The sequence below is a fragment of the Shinella sp. WSD5-1 genome (genome assembly GCF_963942435.1).
Taxonomy (GTDB): Bacteria; Pseudomonadota; Alphaproteobacteria; order Rhizobiales; family Rhizobiaceae; genus Shinella; species Shinella yambaruensis.
The window spans coordinates 4229724-4253689 of record NZ_OZ012596.1 but is presented as its reverse complement, the minus strand read 5'-3'; the positions used below and the strand labels follow the sequence as shown (position 1 = coordinate 4253689).

Sequence of the window (23966 nt, the reverse complement as noted above, 5' to 3'; positions counted from 1 at the left end):
AAGTTTCTATATGTCGCCCGAAAGACGCCGCGCCGATTGCGGGGCGCCGTCCTTGCGTCAAGCAAACCTCAGTGAAAGGTGCCCTGCGGCGGGCTCTCAAGCGCCGCAGCACCGGAACGGACCTCGCGTGAACAGTCTCGATTTCGATCGCAAGCCGGAAGATACCCGTGTCGTCGTCGCCATGTCGGGCGGCGTGGACAGCTCCGTCGTGGCCGGCATCCTGAAACGCGAAGGCTACGACGTGCTCGGCATCACGCTGCAGCTCTACGACCATGGGGCCGCGGTGCACCGCGCCGGCTCCTGCTGCGCCGGCCAGGATATCGACGACGCGCGCCGGGTCTGTGAAACGCTGGGCATCCCGCACTACGTGCTCGACTATGAAAAGCGCTTCCGCGAGACGGTGATCAATCCCTTCGCCGAAAGCTACATTGCCGGTGAAACGCCGATCCCCTGCGTCGCCTGCAACCAGACGGTCAAGTTCGCCGACCTTTTGGCCACGGCCAAGGAGCTCGGCGCGGATGCGCTCGCCACCGGCCATTACATCCGCTCCCGGCCGAACCCGACGCCGGACGCGCCGCAGCGCCGCGCGCTCTATCGGCCGGTCGATGCCGAGCGCGACCAGAGCTACTTCCTCTTTGCCACGACCCAGGAGCAGATCGATTATCTGCGCTTCCCCCTCGGCCATCTCTCGAAGGCCGAAACGCGGGCGCTTGCCGAGGAGATGGGCCTCGTCGTCGCCAAGAAGGCCGACAGCCAGGACATCTGTTTCGTGCCGCAGGGCAAATATTCCGACATCGTCAACAAGCTGAAGCCGAATGCGGCGCTTGCCGGCGACATCGTGCATATCGACGGCCGCGTGCTCGGCCGCCACGACGGCATCCTGCACTATACGATCGGCCAGCGCCGCGGCATCGGCATCGCGACGGGCGAGCCGCTCTATGTCGTCTACCTCGACGCCCGCTCGCGCCGCGTCATCGTCGGCCCCAAGGAGGCGCTGGAAACGCGCCGCCTCTACCTGCGCGATATCAACTGGCTCGGCGACGGCGACCTGGAGGCCGTGGCAGCGGCGGGCTTCGACTGTTACGCCAAGGTCCGCTCGACGCGCCCGCCGCGCCCCGCCCGCCTCAAGTCCGGCCCCGGCGGCCTCTATGTGGAGCTTGCCGAAGGAGAGCCGGGTGTTGCGCCCGGCCAGGCCTGCGCGCTCTATTCCGGCGAAGGCGAGGACGCCCGCATCCATGGCGGCGGCTTCATCCTGCGTTCCGAGCGGGAACCGGCCGCCGAGGATGCCCTCAGGCGCATTCTGTCGACCCCGGCGGCGGCCTGAACACCCGCATCCGCCAAGGCCTTTGCGGACAAAGCGATTTTTGTGTGAACGCCGCTTGACACCCGCGGGAACAGCACCCTATAAGCCGCGCACCGGACGGCAACGGACATCGTTCTGTTCCTCTTTCGGGCGGCGGAGTAGCTCAGTAGGTTAGAGCAGAGGAATCATAATCCTTGTGTCGGGGGTTCGAATCCCTCCTCCGCTACCAATTTTTTTGTTCCGCTAAAGTCCATTGACGGCCACGGCCGTCTAATCCTCCCGACTCATATAACGCTATAGCGCGTGGAAAACGGCTGTAGCTCGCCGCGATTTTTCGGAATTTTGACACGAGAAATCGGAATTTCACAAATTCCGGATGTGGTGACAAAAAGCATGCTCGAAGCCGAATCATAGCCCCTTTGAAGGGCTGTCAAACTGAACCGTCACGCCAGCATCCGCCTGGGCCACGCGTCTTTGCGGACCGTCCCCCGCTCGGCGTGGCCTCCGCTCCGCGGATGGAGGCTCATTGGAGACAGGAGATTTGACCTTAGGCTTCTGCTCATACAAGCGCTTGATGAGATAGTAGAGACCATACGTCGTCACCACAAACAAATGCGCAATTGGGACTGTGAGAGCAATCTTCAGCGCTGGAGACAGCACCTGAGCGAACGTCACGGTCGAGGTATCAAAGATGCGCACTTCGATCAGTTGGCCTAAATATTTCGATGCGGCTAATGCGACGATGACATTAATCCCGATTGAGAGCCCAAACGATAGAAACGACAGATACCCAAAAAGTGCGCAGACGTATTCACGACGACTTAGAGGCTGCCGTTCCCTTACTCCCTCCACGGTTTCAACTCGGATGATTTTCCCAACCTGGATCGGCGAATCGAGATCGGAACCACGTGCCAGGGTCGCTGCAGCGACCAGTGCGGCGACGTAAAAGCCGGCCAATGCGGAGGCCAAGCCGCTCATGCTCGCGAGGAACCCGCCTACACCAAGAAAGTTGGCGTCGGGAAGCCACGTGAATGGAAGTGCAATGAGGGCTGCGAGAAGCAGAGTAGCGGGCGCGTCACGGCGACCAAGCGATCTCGTTTTCTCATCCTGAAGCGTGAGGTATCTCAATGGATAGAGCATCAAAGCCATGATCAACCTCCAGCATCAGCGTTATCATTTGCCTTCTAACAGCTCAATGCTCTTGCTCACGAACTCTTCCACGATCTCGGCGGCGCATACCTTCAGCTCGGTCCGAAAGTTCACCTGATCAGCGCGCACAAACAATATTTCTTTTGCCTCCGCATCGCGATCGATGCGGACAGTGCGCCGCCGCTTGTCGTCCATTTCGAGATCGACGCTAAAATCAGTCCATCCATTTGCGGCTGCCTGGTTTCGCCAAAAAACCAGCCGATCCATGAGTTCTTTTTCGTCTAGTTCGGCGGTGATTTTGAGGGTCGCATACTCTCGTCCGGGGGCGATTACACCCTCAGCGTCTAGGAAGTCGATTTCCGCCGGTCGCGATATCTTTATGTCAATAAAACGGCCCGTTTTTAAGGCCTCCTCAAGGCTCTCGGATTTAATGCCCTCATATTTCAAGGTAGCGTACGTTTCGTGTGTTTCGCCGCGCTTGTCTTCATACTCATATGCATACTCCGCGAGAGCTTGACGAATAATTGGAATGATGGTGCTAGCGCTGAGCCCAGGGATCTCCTCCAGCGCAAATTTATAGGTGTTTGCAATAACTGGATGAGGTTTAATAACCATATGAGCTGAGACGGTCTGCTCTTCATCGTCTTCCTTCACGCTTGGTCGCAGCTGCCGCTTTCCTTTAACAAACCGCCGATACATTGGGTCAGCGGCATCAGGACTGCTGCGGTGAAAAAGCAGGACCAAACAACCGCCGATCCAGTCCATTTCGGCCAAATCAACTGTGTCATTGTTGGGTTGCTTAGCCGAGGCTCCGTCTTTTTCTAACGCGGCATCGAGCGCGTCATACAAGCTGAGCTCGCCCTCTTCTGCATAAAGCGGGATGACGGCACCAAGTTTCTTTCTCGCCCCCAATGTGAATTCGTAGCGACGTATGAAGCGCGAATGCTTTTCAAGAAACAAGGCCCATCCTCCACCAGACGCGATTGCCTATTGAAGCAAATGCAACCGAATCGGGAAGGGCGTCAACAGATATTGGATACCTTGGGTTTTCGCGCGCGGCCTGCTCTCTTTCGGACGGTCCGGGACGCCAATCTAGGCCCGTCGCTTGAGCCGTTCCACCGCCTCGGCCACGATGTGAAGGCAGGCGTGCCAGTCGAGAACCTTGACGTTTGAATAGGTTGAGGACGCCGGGAGCGCATTGTGCAGATCGTGCGCCTTCGCCCTATCCGCCCTTCGCTCCAGGTTGCCATCATCAGAGACCCAGACCTCGACGCGTCTCATGCCTTTTTCTCCTTCCGCACCGCCTCGATATTGTTCGTGTAGATCGCCGAGCCGATGAAATTGTGGGTGATACTGTCGATCGACCACTCGCCGTCGCCGTCGCGATCGATACCGGAAACAATCATCCTGGCCTCCGCCTGCCGGGTCTCCTTGCCGATGACGGTAAGGGAGAGCTTCTCCTCCTCCCGGTCGGAATTGTTGCGCTGACCTTTCACGGCCGCCTTGGCCTCCGCCTCATCCTGAAAGAGTTCCGGGATCTCGTAGACCGGCCCGTCGCCCGCCTCCTCGACCTTCTTGCGGGTCGCCGTCGCCGGATCGTGCCAGTAGGCGCGGATGGAACCGTATCTGGCGCGGGCGCAGCCGCGAAGCCGGAATGCGTCTTCCCCGTGGAGATCGTCCGGTCCGATCTCCACGACAGGCAGGGCGATCCCGGAGACCGACATGCCCTTGCCCTTGCGCGCAAAGACCAGGTGCCCGTCCTTCGTGGTCGACATGGCGCCGAGGCGCTGACCGATCTGGGTCAACATGTGCATGTCGCTCTCGTTAAGCTGGGCCCGGTACGGGATCCTGATGCTCGCGAGGTCCGGATCGACCGCCGGGACGAGGTTCATCTCTCCGGCGATCTGGCTGACGATCTCCTCGATCGTCTTGCCGTCCCAAGCGCGATTCTTCTTCTCCTTCGCCTTCTCGCCGATGCCGCCGGCTCTGGCGATCACGGTGAGGCGGCGTTTCGGGCCACTCTTTTCGGCGTCCTCGATGAGGTAGCTGCCGATCCGTCTCGGACCGCCCGTTTCCCTGTAACCACCGCCGAAGACGAGGCTGTCGCCCTTCTGCGGCCGGTCGAGCACGTCGCCGGCGTTGTCGAGCTCGACCGTGATGCCGTCGCCCTCGATGCCGGTGCCATCGGTGACGGTGGCGCGGATAAGGCGCGGCTGCATCAACCCGGAAACGTTCCTGCCGTTGATCGAGCAGAAGATCTGCGGGGTGTATTCCCTCATGTGAATATCCTCACGCTGGCGCCCGCCGCCGGAGCCCGCTCGGGCAGGTCCGGGCAGAGGATGCGGAGCCCTGCGGGCAACATCGGCGGATAGCGGCATAGGCCGGGGTTCGCCTCAAGGATGGCAACGAGGCCCTCCGGCCGGTCGCCGTAGACCTTCCAGGCGATTTCATCGGCCATGTCTCCTTCGGTGGTGGTGACGATCGTTGCCATGTCACAGCCCGAAGAAGCCGGATACGCCGCCGCCCGGTCCGTCAGCGCCGAAGCGCGTCCAGCTTCCGAGCAGGGCGACCATGCCGGGGCGCCCGCGCTGGTCGAGATAGCTGTGATCCTGCTCGATCGAGGCGAGACCGTACCACCCGATCATGCGCCAGTCGCCCCGGATGAGAGGCAACGGGGTTCCGGCATCGCCGAGCATGCGAAGGCGGTCGATTGCGCTTTCGGCGTGGCCGGCGCGGTGAAGGGGGAAAAGCACGGCCTCCATGGTCACTTCGCCGGGGCCGCGGCCGAGGAACTGGATGGCGCTCTCTCCGGACAGCCGCTCGGTCGACGGCCAGCGCCATTCGTCCAGGCTTGTGACGCGCCGGGGGGAGACGCCGCGCATTTCGAACTTGAAGGGACCGAACTGCATGAGGGACACCGGTCACGCTCCATCGGCGAGCATTCCAGCCCACCTTCTTTCAAGTTCGGCGCCGAGCTGGTTGACGCCGTCTGCGGCATCCTTCACGCCGTTGAGGACGATCTGACCAATCGAAAGGGAACGGCCGGCGGCCGCGCCCGCCAGCTGGGCCGAGCCCGCAGCGGTCGCCGAGCCGGCCGAGGCGGAGGCGATCCGGCCGGCGATATCCTGCGCGGCCCGCATCGGGCTTTGTTCGCTCCTCATGCCGCCGGCGAGCTGCTGTGCGATCTTGCGCCCCATCAGCGGCAGGTTGCGCAACGGGCCTATTTTCGCGGGCGACTGCGGAACGCGATCGGCGACCGGCGCGACCAGCGCGGCCGAGGCAGCCGCGGCAACGGTCGGAGCGGCTGCCCGAAGGCCGGCCGCGAACTGCTCGCCCACCTTCAGCCCGGCCGCGAAGGTGGCGATGGCGTTGACGGTGCTCTCGATCTGGCGCGCCGTGGCTTCGATTGCCTGCTCGGCCTTCTTCCCGCCCTGCTCCATGCCCTTGGCAAGGTCGTCGCCGGCTTTCTGCCCGCCGGGGCGGAGCTTGATCCCGAAATTCTCGCGATGGTCGAAGTCCGGATCAGCCGCGGCCCCGAACAGGAAACGCTTCCAGAGCGGCGGGCGCTTCTTCTCGCGCTCGGCCTCCATTGTCGCCGAAGAACTGCCGATGCTTTCCCGGCCGGTGCCCTTGCCGTAGCGGTCCGCGAGCCAGCGGGCAGAGCCCGGCTCGGCGGGCAGGTTGTCGGCACGCCAGTCGGGCGTTGGCAGCCCGCCCCTGGTGATGCCGAGAAAGCCGCTATGGCGGCCGACCGAGGTGCGGCTCTTGCCGGACTGGTAAAGCTCGCGGGCGCGGCGTTGCTGTTCCAGATCGTTGACCGGGTCGAAGATGGTTCCGATCTCGCCCTTACCGTATTTGGTAAGCGCTGCGTCCCACGCCTTTCCGGTAAGAGCATAGCGCTTGGGCATGCCGACGCCGTCCTTCTCCAACTCCGCCTGGTAGCGCTTGAAGAATTCGTCGCGGGTGTTTTTCTCTATCCTGCGATCGCCGTTTGAGACCTTGCCAACGCCCTCGCGCCTCGCATCGCCATCCTCCATGGCCTGCGACACGCCGTTCATGGCCTCGGTGATTTTCGGAAGGAAGGTGCCGGCAATCCGCTCGGCCTTGTCGGCGATATTGCTCGACAGCCGGTTCCAGGCCTCCGTCGCATTGTCCGTCGCGTTCTTGAAGTCGCGCATGACCGTGCCGCCGGCATTACCGTAGCGGCCGATCGCGGCTTCCAGCTGCGGGATCTGGCCGATGAGAGCCGAGAGCGCGGCATTCGCCTGCACGTCCGGCATCAGTTCCTTCAGCTTGAAGGTGTCTCCCTTGGTGACGTCGCGGATCTTCTTGAGGATTTCGAGGACAGGCGATACGCCCTTCTTGTTGGCGTCGGAAAAGACCTTCTCGACGTTGATGCCCATCTTCTTGGCGTTCTTGATGAAGTCGCCGGAGGTGAACTTGTCGAGCATGTTCTCGAAGTTCGTAGCGGCCTCGTCGGAGGTGCCGGCGGTTGAGCGTATGGCCTGGGCCATCGCCGCGAACCCGCGGACGCCGGAAAGGCCCTGCTCGCCGAGCTTGGCCATCTTGGCGAAGATCGACGGCGCATTGCGCGCCATGTCGCGAACTTCGAACTGGCCCTCCTTGCCGGCAAGCGCCATGGCGTCGAACGCCTGCATCATCTCGCCGGCGCTGACCTTCATGTTGTTCTGAAGCGCGACGGCCGTCTTGCCGGCGTCGGTCGTTTCGGCCCGCGTCGCCTTGGCGAAGGTCAGCACGTCATCGGTCATGGCGGCCGCGTCGTCTCCGCCAAGGCCGCCCGCCATCAGCTCGCCGAAGACACCGTAGGCGCCCTTGGTGCCGACGCCGCGGCGCACGCCGGCGGGCTTCAGGATCTTGTCGTAGAGCGCGGCCTTCTCGTCGGAATATTCGCCGAGCACCTGGAGCTGGTCGCGCTCGTATTCGATCGCGGCGGCGAGCTGGAGCGATTCCTTGGCGATCAGGCCCGCGCCGGCCGCGCCGCCGACGCCGAGGCCAAGCCCGCCGATGAAGGCGGCGCCGACGCCGCGCATGCCGGCGAGCCCGCCGCCGGCGACGACCATCGAGCTGGCCGCCGCATGCTGCCTCTGGCTCCTGGCAAGGCGATCGGTCTGGCGCTCCAGCGCCATCGCCTCGACCTTCTGCCGGCGCATCGCCTCCGTCGAACGATGAATGGCGTGGGTGGCGCGCTGCTCGTTGGCGATGATCCGGCCGGAGCTGTTGCCAAGACGCTCGTTCGCGCGGGCAAGGCCGGAGGCCTCCCGCTCGGCGCCGTCTGCCGCGCGCCCGAGATCACGAAGGGAGCGTTCGCTCGCCTTGGCCTTGTCCAGGCCCTTCGCGAGAAACTCGATGATGACGGACGCTTTCATCGGCCCTTAAACACCTCTTCCAAGAACCGTCAAAAGGGCCTTGAGGGAGCCCCCCTGTGCCTCGCGCCGGGCGGCGGCCGTGATGGCGAAGAAGCGGAGCCGATCGAGCGGAAACCGCCTCAGGTCAGCGAAGGAGAACGGATAGACCGACGCGATCTCCTCGATGACCGCTAGGAGGGCTGCCCCGCCGCGCCGGCCGTCGAAGGGTCCTCGACGTCGTCACCGTCGCCTTCGCTCTTCTCGCCCTCCCACTGCCTGTCGTACCAGCGCGAGACCTTGACGATGTCGGCGGGACGAAGCTTGCGGATCAGGGCGAAGGGAACGTCGGCGCAGATCGCCGCGACCTGGGCTTCCAGTTCCGCGCGGCTGGCGTTCTCGCGCACCAGGGCGGCGGCGTCGAAATAGTCGCCCGCCTCCATCTCGCGCAGCGTGATCGCGGTGAACGTCTGGTCGCCGTATTCGACCTTGCGCGAGAACGTAATGGTTTCCGTCGCCATGGTCAGCGCCTCCCGATCGCGCGGCTGCTTTCAGAAAGCAGGTTGCCGGAGCCATCGGCGAAGATGCCGCTCTCCGGATCGTGGTGCAGCTCCAGCACACCGTTGCGGAAACGGCGGTAATTGACGATGAAGAGCGGGATCTTGACGCCCTCCAGGCGCTTGCGGTCCCACTCCGGGAACTCGATGTCCATGGTCGCAAGCATGCGGATGGTGATTGCGGACGTGGTCTGCAACCGCGTGTCGAACAGCTCGCGTCGGAAGATGAAGGACTGCGGCGCCTTGACGCTGAGGCCGAAGGCGCGCATCGCGTCGAGGTCATAGGTGTACATGGTGAGGGTCGCCGTCTGCTCTTCGAGCATCATCGGCGCCGAGATCTCCCCCGACATGCCGCCGCCGGCGATCTTCTCCCGGATCCACTTGAAATCCGGCTCCTTGAAGCTGGCATTCTCGGCGAACTTGCCCTTGCCGTCGATAAATGCCGACCAGGCGCGGCCCAGATCCTTCATGATGGCCCCCTTTAAGCCGCAGCCGCAAGATCGCGGACAACGTCTTCGACAAACACGTCGAAGAACTTCTTATTCCGGCGGCTGCCGGTGATGATCGCGTGCATGGGCGGGGTTTCCTCCGCTTCCATTTCGAAGCGGACGACGCCGCGGCGGAGCTGGCCATTGACGTTGAGCTCCGGCAGGAAGAAGGCGCGGCCGTCGATGATCGCGCCGGCGTTCTTGAACTCCAGCAGCTTGTCATCGAGGGAGGAGATCGCCTCGACGACGGCGTGGGCCTGCATCGGCGCATCGACGACGGGCGCGAACCCGGCCGCGACCATCTCTTCAAGCGCATAACGGGTACGCACGACGTTGGAGAACATCCAGTCGTCGTCGTTGGCGGCGGTGAGCCCGCCCCAGTAGCGCCAGCCGCCCTCGCGCACGATGGTGTTGATGCGGTTCTCGTTGAGAAGGGTCGCCTCCGTGTCCGGGTCGGAATAATCGAAGGTGATCGGCCGCTCTGTGCCGACGATGCCGCCGATGACGGAGTTGGACCAGGAGACCCAGAAGCCGGCCGGCTTCTTCGCCGCGACATCGCCATCGCGCATGATCTTGAGGCCGAGGCCGGCGACGAATGCTTCCGCCGGCTGGATTACATTGAGGCCGGTATCCGGATCGGGCGCAAGAACGCGCGGCGCGATCAGATCGAGGGCCATGGAACTGAAGTCTTCGCGCGCGGCGAGGGCTGCGGTCTTGTCGGTCGGCAGACCGACGAGCATGCGTGAGCGCTGGCGCTCCAGCCACGGGACCATGGCCGCAACGAGCGGGTTTGCCGCACTGCTGATGCGCTGCTGGGTGAAGCCTGGCGCCAGGTAGGTCTTCGGTTTGAAGCCGCATTCGGACTTGGCATGCTTGAAGGCATGCCATCCGGTCGCCGATCCGGCGGAGCCGACCATGTTGGCGATGGTGGCCTCGGCGTCCTCGCCCTCGGTGACGCGAACGACGGCAATGCGCGGCAGATAGGTCCCGCCGGCGGCGGCCACGATGTTGTTGATCTGGTCGCGCAGGGTGCCCGTCGCGCCGAGCGCCTCGATCTGCGCGGGATCGCCGATCAGGCCGATGGGCTGGTTGAGCGGGAACGCCCCGGCGTCGGCGGCGGGCGCCGTGCCGAGCACGCCGAACGTGGCCTGCTCGATGGTGGTGAAGCTGACGGAACCTTCCGGGACGCTCTCGACGAAAGAGCCGTGCTTGTATCCAAGTGCCGTCAACGCGGCCTCCTGCGCTGGATTGCGGTATCACCGCAATCCTTGCAGGCTGGAAAGCCGGAAACTAAGGGTCCGGAACCGGACCTTCAGCCCGCCACGAACGCGCCGGAGTTGACGTACCGCGTGGCTACCCCGAGGCCCGCGTCGCTACGTCTTTGCGCATAGGTGAGGTTGGTCGTCGACCCGATGACCTGGTATTCGAAGACCGTGCCATGCACGATCGATCCAAAAGGCGAGGTGAAGGCGCCGTCAAGGAAATTGCCCGTCAGGATGCTTTGCGTGTTCGACGAACCGGCATCCACGAAAGGACGTGGCACGTTACGGATCGTGTTGCCGGAGCCCCTCGCGGCGCCGGCCTGCCACGTCACCCCCCCCTGGTCGGTGTACGGCTTGACCTTGATCCCGATCTGATCGGTGACTGCCTGGTCAAGCATCTCCAGATAATTGTCGGAGAGTTGAGTGTTGCGCGAGCCATTAAGGACTATGAACGCCCGGTCGAGCCCGAGCGACACAACCGTCCCGGCCCCAATCTCGCTGTATCCGACATCCTCGATTGAGTTGCCGACAAGACGGCCCTTGGTGCCGCCCGTGATCTGGATCGCAGTCTCGCCGCATCGCTTGAAATAGCTTCCCAGCACGTGCAGCCTCTGGCCGGCGCCGGTATCGGCAAGGCCACCCTCCGGGCCTACATCGGCCGTCGCCACACCATAACAGCAATCATAGATGCTGGCGCCCTGGATGGTGGCAAGATAGCCGCGCCGCTTGAAGACAAAACCCACCGCGCAGTGCTCGATAAAGGTTCCGTCGAGCAGATACGTGCCGCCGCCGTCTGGATCGGGGTTGCTCTGATCGTTGCCGCCGCCCGCGTAAATCCCAGCGTCCCCGAAGCCCCGGATGCGACCGCCGCGGCACTGGAAATTCCAGACATTGATCGGCTCGATGCCGCTATCTCCGCCTGTGCCTCCATTCGTGTACAGCTGCCCCCCGTAAAGATCGGGGTCATTTATGATGACGTCGCGATAGTTGCGCAGATTGATCGCGCTCGGCTGCCGGGCGCCGCCACCGCCGGTTTGGTTGCCGCGAGAGCAATCTATGCGCGGAGCGTTGAGGGTGATCCGCCCGTCATGGCGATTGACGCCAGGCCCGCCATAGAGAGAGATCAGCGGATGCTCGAATCCCGGCGTGCCGCGCAGCGTGGCCTCTGGATGCCACTCGATCTCGATGCTGCCGCGGAAAAGCTGTGACGATTGCGGCGTGCCTGACGACATATACATGCCGGCAGGAAACTTTAGCGCACCGCCGCCTTTCTCCGCCACCTCGGTGATTGCGGCCTCCAGCGCCGCCTTGTTGTCGCCCCGGCCGTTGCTGCTTGCGCCGTGCAGCATCTTGCCGAGCGTAATTGTCCTGGATAGATACGCGAAGTTGGTTGCATTGGCGTCTGGCAGGTAACCGGACGCAACAATTCGTCTCAGCGATATGTCATCTACCGAGCCGGCAAACTCACCCGTGCCGTCCCGGAGGGCAAAGAATGTGTTGCCGGCGGCGGCCGTCATGCGCTCTGTGTATGTACCATCTGCGCTGCGCAACGTGCCGGATACGACCGTGCCGCCGCCGAAAACCGGGTACACCCCACCATCCGCCACGCCCGACAGCGTGAACCTGACCTCATACTCGGCGCCCGCCACGAGGGCGACCGTCTGGGCGAGGTCCCGCGGACTGCCCGCGTCGGCGGACGCCTGTTCGCCGGAAATTGTCCAGCCTGGGCCTTTTATCCAGTCATCGTCCCACTCAAAACCGCCATTGAGCAGCAGCTCTCGCTGGTGGATGTCGGAGCGGTGCAAATCGACGGAAATCCCGTCCATATCGTCGCCCGGCGCCGCGTTGCCGGTGGCGGTTACGACGCTCACATTACCTGGAACGTTGATGCCGGCAAGCGCCGCCCTCGTCTTGGGGTACATGTCTGACGGCTGTAGCGCAGTGGCGGCGGCGCCCACGAGGGCAGTTGCTTGATTTGCCGCACTGATAGCAACCCCTGCGGCACCAGCCGCGGCGACCTTGTCGTCATGGACGACGGTCCTGTCCCCGGAAACGGCATCCCTGTCGCTCGCGATCTGATCACGTATCGTGCCGAGTGACGCCAGCATCCCTCCTTCGGCGATCGACGAGAGCAGACCGACCTGGACATAGCTGTCGCCATGCGGACCAACGCTCCCGACATTGCTGACGATCTCGACCGAGAGCACGCTCGTTTCAGGGTCCCAGGCGAGCACGCGGGCGATGGCGATATCATCGACCGATCCGCGATGGCCGATCAGCACGGCCGGGGCTGGCGACCAGCCGACCGGGCCCGAGACGATGAGGTGCAGGGCGACCAGCGGCGCCGGCGCGAAGGCCACCGGGCCGTTGACGTCCGCCGTCGTATAGTCGCCGGCGCGCAACGCCTCGACGATCTCGTTGGCGTCGGTGAAGAGCGCCGAGAAGTTATTCGTGATCTGACCGACAAGGCTGTCCACGGCCTCGATCTGCCCGCTCTGAAGCGCCGAGATCATCTGCGCGGCAGCGGCATTCTGCTCGTACAGCTGGTCGAGCGCCCGCTTGAGGTTGGCGAGCAGCGGCGCATCGCGCTGCTCAAGAAGCTGTGAAGGGCTTGCCATGGCGCTATTCAACCACCTTCGAGAACACCTCGATCAGCGACAGCGGCACGGCGATGTTGTTCGTCGCGCCGGTGATGTGCACCTGGTAGAGGTTGTTGTTCGGATCGACGGTCATCTCCCATTCGAGATCGACCGCGTTGTTGCCGGGCACCGGCGTGACCTTCGCGGGACCATCGGCGGCGACCTCGGTCGTCAGCGCCGTTCCGTGCTTCACGACGGCGGTGAGCGTGTGGCGCGCCGCATCGTAGCCCGCAACCCGCGCCCGGACCTGGACCTTCGACCAGGTCGGGCCGGTCGGAACGCTGCGTGGAACCGAAACGTAACGAAGATCGTCATCGGCGCGGAAGACCGTCAGCTCGGAGTTGCCGAGATCGAGCACCGGCATCACCCACTCGTTCCCCGTGAGATAGACACGGAAGTCGTAGGTCGAGCCTGTGCCATTGCCGAAGATCTGATCGTCCTCTGTCTCCACCATGCCCTCGTCGCCGGGAAGCTGCGCCATGGTCTTCCAGGCGCCGCCCGTGAAGGGCTGGAACTGGGCGACGGCGTTGTCCGGCAGGATCGCCGGGCAGTTGATGTCCGCGCCCTCGATGCCGCCGGAAAGCGACAGGTTGTTGAGGCGGATATCCATGGTCGTGGCGCGGAACTGGCAGTATTCCACGGCATGCGCCATGTCCTGGGTGATGCTACCGATGAAGAAATTACCATCGGTGCTCTCGAAGTAGTTGCCGCCCAAGAACCGATCGCCGCTCGCCATCGCGATCGTCACGTTGCCGGACGTCGACGTCAGGAAGCCGACGCCGCCGCGCGCGACGTGCGCCGGCGCGGGGAAGGCAAACCGCGTCATCGTGTCGGCGTTGCCCTGTGTGTACTTTTTGAAGGCCGTGGCGGCGACCGTGACGGACTGGATGACCTGCGTCGGATCGGGCGAGCCGTCCGCGCGCAGCTTGCAAAGGGCGACGGTAACCTCTGCGCCGGCTGCCCAGTTGAGGATCCCAAGACGGATCGCGGGGATGAACCGCTCCTGCGCCTGGAGCCAGGTCTGCGCCTTGATGACGCCCTGGATCGTCGCCGTCGTCTTCAGCCAGACGTCATAGGCGTGGATGAAGCGGTCGACGATCAGGCGGCGGCGGTAGAAACGCACCCAGTCGCGGTAACGATCCGCATAAAAGCCGTAGGGGTAAGCGAGCGCCTCGCCCTGGCGGGCGAAGACGCGATAGACGATGTCGGCGTCCGACAAAAGCTTGTTGAAAAGCAGCGGCTGGAGGTAGTGGAAATACCGGCCGTAGCGGACGCGAAGGCGCGTGAGCGCGATCTTGGTAAGCGTCATCGTCTGGGTCACTGTCCCGCCGAGCGGTGCGCTCATGCCGGTCGAATGGACGGCATAGCCGACGACGGGATCGTAGGCCGGGAACAGCAAGCCCGCATTGGCATGCATGAGCCGGGTGTCGTTCGGGTTCCAAAGCGACAGGGCGCGCTTGTCCTCGGCGGCATAGGGAAGCTGGAAGCCTTCGCTGACGCGCCCCTTGAAGTCGATATGATCGGCGGCGACCTCCGCCGCGCTGGCGAAGCGGTCGAGCGCATAAGGCGCGCCGGCGTCTCCGATCGAATTGATGTCCTTCAGCGTGGCCACGTCATAGATGACGGCCTCGATCGTGGCGTGACTGACCGAATTGCGAAGGCCCGACTGCAGCGCGACCAGCTCGTTGCGCAGCGCCTGGATTTCCCCGATAAAGATATCCATCAGGGCGGCAAGCGCCTGCTGGTCGATATCGAGCTCGTTGACGGAACGGATGCGCCAGGGCCAGAGCATGGCCGGCTCCCCCACAATACCGTCGACATCGAGGACGATGCGGCAGAAGGGAACGACATTGGCCGGAATGACCGGGTCGAGTTCCTGCGTTGAGAGGCCCGACGCCAGCTTCGCCACCTCGATGACGTTCTGCGCGTACGGAGAGACGGTGACGACGACGTCCTGGGTGACGGAACCGCCGTCGCCATCGGGTACCTCCACGGTCTTGTCGCGCCCGACCGCCGGCGCCGGGCGATCGTCGATACCCTGGGCCGCGAGCACGACCACGCGGCGCTGGCCGGCGACCAGTGGCTTCTCGTCGATGAGGCTGACGTTGCGGGGGTCGGCAAGGACATATTGCCGACCGCCGACATAGGCGGACCCGGCGGCGACCTGGACGGCGTTCTGCCCGTCCTTCACCGTCGTCAGGTTCCGGTAGCGAAGGTCACCGAGCCAGTCGGCAATCACCTTTTCCGCGCCCTTCTGCGGAAACCTGCTCAGGTTGTCGACGTCCTCGACCCGGAAATGTTCGTCCTGGCTGATCGTCACGCGGTTGTACATTGCTATCTCCTTGGAAGGGACTTGAGCGCGCCGATGCGCGTGGATGCAGTGATGGTGTCGAGGTCGGCGACCGTAAGCTCGCGCACGACATTGAAGTTGACGAACACGCGGTCCCGGGCGACCTGTGCGGTCGCGATCGCCGAGAGGACGTCATCGATCTTGCCCTTCGGATCGACGACGATGCGGCGGCCGGAGAAGGGAAAGCCCCTGCGCACGGGCCGGGCAAGGAGAACGGACAGCTCTTTCGTGTAGCGCTCGCGCGGCAGGCGATGGCGGCCGACCGCGCCGGTGCGCGGCCGCGATCCGGACGGCCCGGTGCCATCGGCGACACGCAGCGCCAGATACCAGTCTTCCCGGCCGGGAGATGGCGCGAGGGCGCCGGTGACCGGCGTGCGCCCGACGATCTGCCGCCAGGCGCGATGCGGCCGCGTGATCGCCACCTTGCGTGGAACCGCCTCGACGGGCACGAGAGACGGCACGCCTGGCCGGAGGTGGAAAGGATCGGCGACCGAAGGCCGCCAGTCGAAGGAGAAGACCCGGCGCGAGGACGGCGATGCGGCGATGCGGCATGCGATCGCGCCGTTGGCGGCAAGCACGGGCCGCGCCGCACGCGGGATCGAGATCCGCTCGATCTCGGAGAGAACCACGCCATCCGGCCCCCTGGTCTCGCCGGAGACGACGAGCGGCACGACGCGGGCGCCCCTGCGCAGCTCGGCGCGGCGCGCGCGCTCCATCTGTCCGCCGCGGCAGGCCGGGTGCCGCCCGAGCGCGCCGCCGAGCGGCGGCGTGCGGGAGGGGCGCGGGCCGAGTGGATAAATGCGGATCTCCGGAAGGCTCGTGACCCATCGCTCGTAGGCCTCGCGCGTCGGGCCGGCGCCGATGACGAAGCCATCGCGCGGAACATGCCAGGAGATCAGCTCCGCATCGGCATAGGCGCAGGCCATGCGGTCGGCCGGGATCGAGCCCTTCAGTCGATGGAACGCCGGCTGTTCCAGGGTCACCTGGCGCTGGCGATGCTCGGGCCACTCGTCGCGCCAGTAATCGGCCGACCAGCCCCAGGCGAGGTGCGGCAAGGCATCGACCGGTATCCGTAGCGCATCCGCCATGCGCGCGATCGGATCGTCCAGATCGCCCGCGAGCATCCCGAGGGCGGCGGCGGCGCGCTGCGGAACGGTCGAGGACTGGACGGGCAGAAGATGGAGATCCGGCGGCAAGGGACTCGTCACGGCATCACCTCGACGACGACGTCATCGACGACGAGGCGGATGGCGGCCTCCGGTCGCGGCAGGACATTGTCGGCAAGGCCGACGAGGGACACGGTCACCACCGGCGGCACATGGGCGGCGGCATAGAGGGCGTCGAGATAGAGGCCGGCATTGATCCGGTGCAGGGAGGCGGCGAAGGCGTCGAGCTTGGCACGGGCGGCGGCGCGCACCGGCGCCGGGTCGGGACCGCGCGGAATGGAGAGGCGGACGGTGACGTGGCGCTCCTCGAGCTCAGCCGGCAGGACGGTGAGGATATCTGTCGACTGCGTTGCGCCCTCCGGCTCGAACGCCCGGATGATGGCGGCGAGCACCGCATCCGCGACGGCGCCGGTCTCATTGCGGCCGAGCAGGCGAAGCTCGATGCGCCCGCCGCCGCGGCGGATCGGACGAACGTCCTTTATCGCCTCCTTAAAGGCGGTTCGAACGCGGAAAATATAGCCGCCATGGGTGATGCCGAGATCCGCCATCGCTTCCGGGGCGAGCTGGCCGCGCGCCCGGTATTCGTCGTCGCTCTCTCCTGGAAGGCGAGGCGTGCGATGGTAGGTGGTGAGGATATGGTCGAGGGCCGTGTCATCGGCATAGGCGAGCAGCATGGACTGTGCGTCCTCATTGTGCTCCTGCGCCTTCAGGGTGAGCCGAAGGGCCCAGACCTGGCAGATCTTCTGGAAGCTGTCGCCCTCGAAGACGCCGCGCCAGGCGGGCAAGGCTTCTTTCAGAGCCGCGACGAACCCGGCGATCTCCGCCTCGGCATCGAGGGGACGAACGACCTGCGGCGGCGCAAGGCTGGAAATATCGAGCGTCGTCGTCATGCCGCCGCCCTCAACCGTTCAAGCGCGATCTCGTGGCTTTGCCCGGAGAAGAGATCGTCGAAATGACAAAGGACGCCGTATTGGCCGTCCCGGCCGGCTGTGATCTGCGAGGCATGGGTGAAGCGCACCACCGGCTCGCCCGTCTCAAGATCACGGATCGTGTCCGTAGCCGCGGCGATGTCGGCGAGCAGCGCGAGGATCTCGGCACGGTTGCCCGGGGCGTCGATATAGTTCGGCACGTCGGAGCCGTACCAGCGGCGCAACACGCGAAGCCCGACGCGGGTGCCGAAGACGTCGATCAGCAGGCCCTCGACATAGGGCCAGCCCTCGACGATCTCGAACGTGTCCCGGTCAAGGCCGCGCGGGATCCGCATGGTCAGGCTCCCTCGCCGTCGGCGCCGGCGCCGGGCTTGCCGCGGCGCGTCTTCGGCGTGCCGGCCACGGCAAGACGGATCTCACCGGACAGAAGCGGATACTTCGCCTCCTTGTCGGTGAGGTCGATCGTGGCGCCGGCGCCCTTCGGCTGGCGCGCCGGGAAGGTATCGGTGAGGATCTCGTAGGTCTTCTTTTCCATGGGGCTTCCTTCAGCTTGCGCCCGCGGGCGGACCCGAAAGGCCGCCGCCAGGCATGACATTGGTGTGCTGGTGGTCGTGGCCGACATTGACGCCATTGTTGTAGATGCGGCCGCCATTGACGTTCAGGTCGCCACCGACAAGGTCCAGCCCGCCTGGGTAAAGCCGCACCGCGGTGGCGTTGGCCGTCATGATCAGCTCGCCATCGGCGGCCTGCTCGGGCGACATGTTCTCATTGCTGAAGCCGCCGAGGATCACGCGGGACGCCTGGCTCAGTTCGCCATCCGGTGAAATCACCGTCACGCGCTCGCCGATCGACGGCCGCGAAATCGTCTTCACCGCGCCGGAGCGTTCCGAATACTCGATCCACGGCGTCGCGACAGGCGAGCCTTCCGGCCCGACATCGACCTTCAGCTTGCGCGGATCGTCCGGATGATGCTCGATGACCTTGCCTTCGCGCATCGTGTTGAGCTGGCGGCGCTTCAGTTCGCGGATCTCGATCTGCTGGCGCAGGAGCTGGCGCACGAGGAAAGAATTCGATGCCCGGGCTTCGCTCATGGCAGGATCTCCGCCGGGTCGAAGTCATCGGGAAAGACGACCTCGACGTCCTCTTCGGCGCCGGCGCGGGCGTAGTCCTCGCCGATGATGAGGCGGATCTTGAAGAGGACCGCCCAGAGCGCGATGCCGTCACTGTCCAGTTCGTCGCCATCGGCGATGTCGATCGACAGTTCCTCGGCAAGTCCGACGCCCGGCAGGAGCGGCCAGTCCCTGTCCTCGTCGGGCGCGCCGGGGATGATGCGCGCGAGCGTCGTCTCGACCTTCAGCGCCAGCGCGATCGCCATGTCCTGACTGTCGATCAGCTCGCCCTCGCAGACGATGACCGCCGCCGCGAAGGGCACGACAAGCACGCGCTCGCCGCTCGGCAGGTCTTCGGTCGAAAGCTTGCCGAACAGGCCGATCCGCAGCGCGGGCGAGAAGACGATCAGCTTGCGGATGTCCTCGACGCTCATCCGGCCGCGATGCCGGCCGACGTCGCGGAACTCGGGATGGGCGGCTTCGAGCAGAACGACCAGGCGCTTGTTGATCTCAGCCAGCATCGCCGGCCTCCCGCAGTATGAAGGCTTCGGTGAAGGAGACGATCTCCGCTGCATTGGCGCCGGAAATGCCGACATACGGACGCGCCGGCATCGTCACGCTCTTGGCCATGAAGAACTCGCCGCCGCTACTGAAGGCGAGCGCGTTCTTGTTCTTGGGGATGATCTTGCCGCCGTGCTGGTGGATGCCGGCATAGACGAGGTTGGAACCGACTTCGACGGAGCGGCCCGACACCTCGTGATGAATGCTGTCATCGAGGGCGCCGGACTGGAACAGGATCGACGTGCCTTCCCGGTTCGGCTTCCAGGCCTCGCCGCCGGGCGAGGTCTTTTCGGACCGGATACGCCTCTGGGTCTGCGAGGCGACGATGCCGCCGAGCTCTTCGAGATATTGCGGAACATCCGGATCGGCGATCCTCGCAATGACCTTCGCGGCCTCCTCGAACCCGCTGACGACGATCCTCACGGCCATCTCAGATGATCTCCGTCTTGCGGTTGAAGAACCGCTCGCGGGAAATGACGTAGACATCGTTCGAACCGGAGGCGCCCGGCATGCCGGTATCCGGGTTCGAGGCCGGCTCGTTGCCGGCAAGCGTGACCTCGCCCCGGGCGACCTGCTGGAAGAGTTTCAGCGCGTCCTCGTAGCGCTGGCGCAGTTCCGTCGTGCCGGTCAAGCGGTCGCGCGACAGCATGTAGATCGCCACGTCGATGACGGCCGAGACCAGGAAGTCCGGCGGGTTCGTCAAGGGCACGGCGTATTTCTTGTCGACATAGGAGTTGGCAAGGCTGGTCGCCTTGGTCAGCACGCTGTTGAGGGCAGCGTCATTGCGCACCCGCGTATTGTCCCGATCGGAGAGCTTCAGGACGGAGGCCACCCCGAATGCCAGCTCCATGTCTTCGATCGTCGCATACTGGGTCACGGGGTGGTTCCTCAAGAAGAAGTGCGGGAGGCGGGCTGAGCCCCTACGTTCGAACGTCCCCTATCCGGCGACAGGCCGGGTCGATGGGTGCTGACGGCCTCGCGAGCCGGACCAGGCCTCCCTCTCGGGTATTCCTATCGAACCGGGCGGAGGTCTTTCTCGCCCTCGAGGAGCTTCATCTGGTCCGGCGTCAGATCGTCGACGTCGACCGTGACGGGCTCGCCGGCCGGGAAGCGGATGCCCGCGCGGCGGATGCCGTTGACGGACATGAGCTTGATCGTGCGGCGTTCCTTGCGGTCTTCGCCCGCAGCGCCGGCGTCCGGGTTGGTGTTCGGTTCAGTCGGGGCTTTCGCCATGTCGTTTCTCCTTTGCGGGTCTCGGGAAACGGGTGCGGCACCCGTTTCCGGAAACCCGCCGGCGGCGGGAGGCTGCCGCCAGCGGAATGCACGCCGCTCGCGGCGCCAGGATCACGGCAGCCAGGGCACGACCAGGACTTCGACCTTCTTGTAGTTCGGGTTGTCCGAGCCGTTGGCGAGGCGCTGAAGGTTCAGGATCTCGTCGGCCTTGGTCATGTTGCTCGGGCCACAGACGAGAAGGTCCGGCACGACGCCGAGGGGTTTGCCGCCGTCGCGCTTGAACTGCATCATCGCGAGATACGCCGCTTCGAAGTTGGCCTTGTCGAGCGTGGCCTTCGAACCGAACGCCATCTGCCAGAAGCCGTAGCCGGCCGCGCCGCGGGCACGGGTGCCATAGCGGAACTCGTCGCGGTTGAAGACATCGTCGGATGTCTCCGGGTTATCCTTGATGATCAACTCGGCCTTCTCGCGATCCTGGTAGATGAACGGCTTCAGGCTGCGCTTGGTGCAAAGCAGGTACCAGGGCGCGGAAGAGCCGGACTGCATGTTCGAGACCGACTGCTCGACGCCGTCAGCATCGACGACCGGATGGTCCGTGTCGAAGAAATACTGGCCGTCGTAGCACTTCGACGTGAACCCGCCGGGCAGCGCCTCCTGATAAATCAGTTCCTCGGGCAGGCGCGCGGCATTCTCGCCCATCATGGCAATGGCCGGGGTGTAGGTGCCGTACTGGTCGTCGGAGATGGCATCGCGGATGACGGCGACAGTCTCCTCGTATTTCTTGTTCTTGAGCTGGTAGGCTTCGCTGTCGAGGTTCTTGACGAAGCGCTCGCCGATCCACTCGCGCATGCCCGAGGTCTGCTTCATCCAGCCGTAGGTCTCGATCAGCGTCGAGGACGGAATGACGGTCGTGATGCGCAGATAGGTCTGCTCGACGCCGGCAAAGGCGTTGCGGAACGCCGTCTTGAAGCCGGTGTTGAGGATGGTGAGGTTGGTCTTGTTGATGATCATCGGACGGTTCTCGTGTTGATGGTGAAGGTTCCGGCCGATCAGCCGATGCGGACCCAGACGCCGCCGGCATCGACGTCGTGGCACTTGCCGGCGACGGACTGGGTGTTGCCGCCGGCATTGGTCGCCGAGACGGTTTCGTCGTCGACGATGTAGACGTCCTTGCCGATCGAGGCGGCGGTCACCGGATCGCCGGACGAATTCTTCAGGTAGAAGGTGCCGCGCCGGACCTTGACGCGGATGGCGTTCGCGGCGCCGGCGGAATTGTCGGCGGTCTCCTGGGCAAGGCCGAGCGCCACCAGGCCGGTCGCCGTGCGGCCGGGCGCGGCAACGCCCGCGTCGTTGACGGCGATGGTGCCCTGCCAGATGCGGGTTGCAGCCTTGACGCCGATCTCAAGATCTTCGCCCTGGCGGGTGATGGTGTTGCGCGGTCCTGCGGCGGCCATGCGGAAAGTCCTTTCGAGATGGCGCCGCTATCGACGCCGTTGCGGGTTCGGGCTCGGCGGCGCTCAGGCGCCGTCGCGGGTCTTCTTGGCGTCTTCTTCGGAGATGCCCATCCGGCGGAGCACTTCGACCTCCTCGCTGGAGAAGGCCGCGCCCTTGCCGGTTTCGGCCGCGCGCGCCGTCGCGTCCTCGCCCGGCTTGACGATCGGCGACAGGCGGGACAGGCGCTCCTGGTACTTTTCCACGCCGATCGCGCGGCAAAGCTCCAGCTCGCTCTCCTTCACGGCCGGGATGACCTTGCCTTCGGCAATGGCCGTCTCGACGGCCGAGGTGACGGCGCGGTCGGTGTCGGCCTTCTTCAGCGTCTCGATCTCGGTCTTCTGCTGCGAGCACAGCGCGACGACGGCATCGTGATCCTTGCGCGCGACGAACAGCTCCGGGTCCGGCTTCTCGGCCTTGCGGGTGAGCAGTTCGACACTGGTCTTGTCCGCATTGATCTTCGAGAGGATCTCCGCCTCGGTGGCGTCTTCCTTCAGGCCGAGCGCAAGCGCGATGGTTTTCATGTCCTGGTCCTTTTCGGTTGGGTCACGGCGCAGGAGCGCCGGCAGAAAGAGGGCGGGGTCGTTGGTCAGCGCCACCGACGAGATGCGCACGACGTTGCGGCTGGTGTCCGGATGCACGACCGGTGAGATGTAGCGGTAGGCCTTGCGCTCGACCGCCTCGCGGCCTTCCTGGTTCCAGTCGACCTTGCCCCACAGGGCGCCCTCGCGGACCTCGACATCCTTCACCCAGGCGACGGCCGGCGCGGACAGACCCTCCGGCGCGCGCAGGTGCGTGGCGTGCTCATAGTCGACGGGCATGTCCTTGCGGTCGGCGCGGAAGGCGCTGACCACGACATCGGGCGTGCGGTTGGAAAAGGTGCGGCCGTCGCGGGCGACGATATCGCCGGCCGGGACGAGCAGGATCCAATCCGGCGCGGTGGCGCTGTCCGGCAGGAGCTGCGAGCAGAGAATGGCGGCGAGGGCGTTGTGCATGCCGGCGAGATGACAGCATCGCGCCGCAAATTCTAACGGTCCGAAATCGGACCTTCCAATCGAGGTGAAAGGGAAGGAGATGCCGGGCAATATGAGCGGATCGGCGCAAGGGAAACTAGCCGTCCCGCAAAGCCCATGCAAGTGGCCCCCCTCTCACACGTTCATCATCAAATTTGAAGCCGTTTTGAAGGCCGTGGGCGCGTTTTCGCCCCGTGGTCGCTGTCTCGGGGCGGCGGGGCGTCTCTCGCGCGCCCAGCGCCCGTCCCTGCAACTGTCACTCCGGCCGCGTCTCGTCCGCTTCGTTCAGGCCGACCAGGCGGAGAAGACCGTTCGCCGCCCGACCTATCGACGCCGTCCATGACCGGCCGCGAAGACGGTGCCAGAACCGACGAAGGCCGCCCGGCTGTTTCGTCTCCGCGCCCTCGTCGATCATGCGCTGCACCTCGCCATAGGGGGCAAGCTCGCCGTCGCCGATCGCGTGGTTGCTCACAGCGACGATCGCGCTCGCCGCGTCGAGATCGGCGGCAAGCCGCGGTGCGACCGCGACCGGCAGGTCCACCGCCTCGGCCATGCGGCGATAGGCTTCGGGCGCCCGGCTCTCCCAGAAATCCGCGATCGCCTTGCGGGCGACGGGTTCGGGCGCGTCTTTAAGCCGGCTTTCAAAGCCTTGCATGAGGGTTTGCGCGCGCGCCTTGCCCGGATTGGTGTGCCAGCCCGGATCGACCCCCTCGGGGATCATGGTGATTTCGCCCGTGCGCTTGTTGCGGAATTCCTTCCAAACGATCTCCGGATCGGGCGACACGCCACCCAGCTCGTCGCACTCGAACTGCGTTATCTGCCGGAGCCGGCACTTGCAGCCCCAGCCATTTGGACAGAAGTGCGTATCCCAAAAGGGATGATCGACGGGCAGTTTCGTCCCAGCGAGCGCCACGTGATGGGGCCGGTGGTTCTCGCTGGGGCCTAGCTCATAGATGAAGTAGGGCAAGGCCCGTTTGGTGCGCTGGGCTCGCTCCCATTGCCCGGCCGCATAGGCCGACCTGGTATTAGCCCAATAGATCGTCTGAAGCCGGCGCGGGCTGCCAAGTTGGACGATCTTCTCCTCGCCCGTCACGGGATCGACCATCGGCTTCTTGCCCCACCAGCCGAGCGCGACCAGGCGTGGTGTCAGATCCTGGCGAAACTGCTCGAAAGGAATACCGTCCCGGACCGCGCGCTCGACGTCGTCGCGAATCGCCTTGAGGATGTCCATCTCCGTGGCCTTGGCCACGGTAAAGGCGTGGGCATGCTCCTCGGCCCATACGTCCTGCCAATGAAACGACGGCAGGAAACCTTTGCCCTCAAGGTAGGCCATGGCCTCCGGCGGCGGATTGC

At 64.8% G+C, this 23966-nt stretch carries 26 protein-coding genes and 1 tRNA gene; 2 read left to right on the top strand and 25 right to left on the bottom strand.

Features of this window, described 5'->3' with window-relative positions; genetic code table 11:
- Positions 1-127 precede the first annotated feature (127 nt).
- Positions 128-1324: a tRNA 2-thiouridine(34) synthase MnmA gene (mnmA, locus tag AABQ55_RS20890; RefSeq protein WP_272806423.1), complete on the top strand. Its 1197-nt coding sequence runs from the start codon at positions 128-130 to the stop codon at positions 1322-1324.
- A 131-nt stretch (positions 1325-1455) separates the two neighbouring features.
- Positions 1456-1532 (top strand) — tRNA-Met (locus AABQ55_RS20885).
- Between the two features lie 179 nt (positions 1533-1711).
- Here the strand turns inward: AABQ55_RS20885 and AABQ55_RS20880 are convergent.
- The 25 genes from AABQ55_RS20880 to AABQ55_RS20760 form a co-directional block, all read right to left on the bottom strand.
- Positions 1712-2452: a hypothetical protein gene (locus AABQ55_RS20880; protein ID WP_272806422.1), complete on the bottom strand. Its 741-nt coding sequence runs from the start codon at positions 2450-2452 to the stop codon at positions 1712-1714.
- Positions 2453-2476: 24 nt separating this feature from the next.
- Entirely contained in the window at positions 2477-3412 is a 936-nt protein-coding gene (locus tag AABQ55_RS20875; protein ID WP_272806421.1) for a hypothetical protein, read from the bottom strand.
- A 132-nt stretch (positions 3413-3544) separates the two neighbouring features.
- On the bottom strand, positions 3545-3733 hold the full coding sequence (locus AABQ55_RS20870; protein ID WP_272806420.1) for a hypothetical protein: 189 nt from the start codon (positions 3731-3733) through the stop codon (positions 3545-3547).
- Positions 3730-4731, bottom strand: coding sequence for a contractile injection system protein, VgrG/Pvc8 family (locus tag AABQ55_RS20865; protein WP_272806419.1), 1002 nt, complete (start codon positions 4729-4731; stop codon positions 3730-3732). Before AABQ55_RS20865 ends, AABQ55_RS20870 begins: the two co-directional genes overlap by 4 nt.
- Positions 4728-4943, bottom strand: a complete 216-nt coding sequence (locus AABQ55_RS20860) for a tail protein X (RefSeq protein ID WP_272806418.1) — start codon at positions 4941-4943, stop codon at positions 4728-4730. Before AABQ55_RS20860 ends, AABQ55_RS20865 begins: the two co-directional genes overlap by 4 nt.
- Before the next feature lies 1 nt (position 4944).
- Positions 4945-5361 (bottom strand): phage tail protein, encoded by a 417-nt coding sequence (locus AABQ55_RS20855; protein ID WP_272807511.1) that lies wholly within the window; start codon positions 5359-5361, stop codon positions 4945-4947.
- Between the two features lie 12 nt (positions 5362-5373).
- On the bottom strand, positions 5374-7839 hold the full coding sequence (locus AABQ55_RS20850; protein WP_272806417.1) for a phage tail tape measure protein: 2466 nt from the start codon (positions 7837-7839) through the stop codon (positions 5374-5376).
- Between the two features lie 170 nt (positions 7840-8009).
- Entirely contained in the window at positions 8010-8336 is a 327-nt protein-coding gene (locus tag AABQ55_RS20845) for a phage tail assembly protein (protein WP_272806416.1), read from the bottom strand.
- A 2-nt stretch (positions 8337-8338) separates the two neighbouring features.
- The gene (locus tag AABQ55_RS20840) at positions 8339-8842 is read right to left on the bottom strand and encodes a phage major tail tube protein (RefSeq protein ID WP_272806415.1); all 504 of its coding nucleotides are present in this window, start codon (positions 8840-8842) and stop codon (positions 8339-8341) included.
- Positions 8843-8853: 11 nt separating this feature from the next.
- Entirely contained in the window at positions 8854-10089 is a 1236-nt protein-coding gene (locus AABQ55_RS20835) for a hypothetical protein (RefSeq protein WP_272806414.1), read from the bottom strand.
- A gap of 83 nt (positions 10090-10172) precedes the next feature.
- On the bottom strand, positions 10173-12740 hold the full coding sequence (locus AABQ55_RS20830) for a hypothetical protein (protein ID WP_272806413.1): 2568 nt from the start codon (positions 12738-12740) through the stop codon (positions 10173-10175).
- Between the two features lie 4 nt (positions 12741-12744).
- Positions 12745-15093, bottom strand: coding sequence for a hypothetical protein (locus AABQ55_RS20825; RefSeq protein WP_272806412.1), 2349 nt, complete (start codon positions 15091-15093; stop codon positions 12745-12747).
- A 2-nt stretch (positions 15094-15095) separates the two neighbouring features.
- Positions 15096-16319, bottom strand: a complete 1224-nt coding sequence (locus AABQ55_RS20820) for a phage tail protein I (protein WP_272806411.1) — start codon at positions 16317-16319, stop codon at positions 15096-15098.
- Complete coding sequence (locus tag AABQ55_RS20815; protein ID WP_272806410.1) at positions 16316-17167, bottom strand: baseplate J/gp47 family protein; 852 nt, start codon at positions 17165-17167, stop codon at positions 16316-16318. Before AABQ55_RS20815 ends, AABQ55_RS20820 begins: the two co-directional genes overlap by 4 nt.
- On the bottom strand, positions 17164-17541 hold the full coding sequence (locus AABQ55_RS20810) for a hypothetical protein (protein ID WP_272806409.1): 378 nt from the start codon (positions 17539-17541) through the stop codon (positions 17164-17166). Before AABQ55_RS20810 ends, AABQ55_RS20815 begins: the two co-directional genes overlap by 4 nt.
- A 2-nt stretch (positions 17542-17543) precedes the next feature.
- Positions 17544-17741 carry a hypothetical protein gene (locus tag AABQ55_RS20805; RefSeq protein ID WP_272806408.1) on the bottom strand — a complete coding sequence of 66 codons (198 nt, stop codon included), beginning with the start codon at positions 17739-17741 and terminating at the stop codon, positions 17544-17546.
- Positions 17742-17751: 10 nt separating this feature from the next.
- Positions 17752-18297 (bottom strand): phage baseplate assembly protein V, encoded by a 546-nt coding sequence (locus AABQ55_RS20800; RefSeq protein WP_272806407.1) that lies wholly within the window; start codon positions 18295-18297, stop codon positions 17752-17754.
- Positions 18294-18836 carry a hypothetical protein gene (locus AABQ55_RS20795; RefSeq protein ID WP_272806406.1) on the bottom strand — a complete coding sequence of 181 codons (543 nt, stop codon included), beginning with the start codon at positions 18834-18836 and terminating at the stop codon, positions 18294-18296. The genes AABQ55_RS20800 and AABQ55_RS20795 overlap by 4 nt, the downstream gene beginning before the upstream one ends.
- Positions 18826-19305 (bottom strand): phage virion morphogenesis protein, encoded by a 480-nt coding sequence (locus tag AABQ55_RS20790; RefSeq protein ID WP_272806405.1) that lies wholly within the window; start codon positions 19303-19305, stop codon positions 18826-18828. The genes AABQ55_RS20795 and AABQ55_RS20790 overlap by 11 nt, the downstream gene beginning before the upstream one ends.
- A gap of 1 nt (position 19306) precedes the next feature.
- On the bottom strand, positions 19307-19753 hold the full coding sequence (locus AABQ55_RS20785; RefSeq protein ID WP_272806404.1) for a gp436 family protein: 447 nt from the start codon (positions 19751-19753) through the stop codon (positions 19307-19309).
- 134 nt (positions 19754-19887) lie between these two features.
- Positions 19888-20109 carry a hypothetical protein gene (locus AABQ55_RS20780; protein WP_272806403.1) on the bottom strand — a complete coding sequence of 74 codons (222 nt, stop codon included), beginning with the start codon at positions 20107-20109 and terminating at the stop codon, positions 19888-19890.
- 111 nt (positions 20110-20220) lie between these two features.
- Positions 20221-21120: a Mu-like prophage major head subunit gpT family protein gene (locus AABQ55_RS20775; RefSeq protein ID WP_272806402.1), complete on the bottom strand. Its 900-nt coding sequence runs from the start codon at positions 21118-21120 to the stop codon at positions 20221-20223.
- A 38-nt stretch (positions 21121-21158) separates the two neighbouring features.
- Positions 21159-21563: a hypothetical protein gene (locus tag AABQ55_RS20770; RefSeq protein ID WP_272806401.1), complete on the bottom strand. Its 405-nt coding sequence runs from the start codon at positions 21561-21563 to the stop codon at positions 21159-21161.
- Positions 21564-21626: 63 nt separating this feature from the next.
- A complete protein-coding gene (locus tag AABQ55_RS20765) occupies positions 21627-22595 on the bottom strand; it encodes a phage protease (protein ID WP_272806400.1) in 969 nt (322 codons plus the stop codon).
- 274 nt (positions 22596-22869) lie between these two features.
- The gene (locus AABQ55_RS20760) at positions 22870-23946 is read right to left on the bottom strand and encodes a phage head morphogenesis protein (RefSeq protein ID WP_338417064.1); all 1077 of its coding nucleotides are present in this window, start codon (positions 23944-23946) and stop codon (positions 22870-22872) included.
- Positions 23947-23966: the final 20 nt, after the last annotated feature.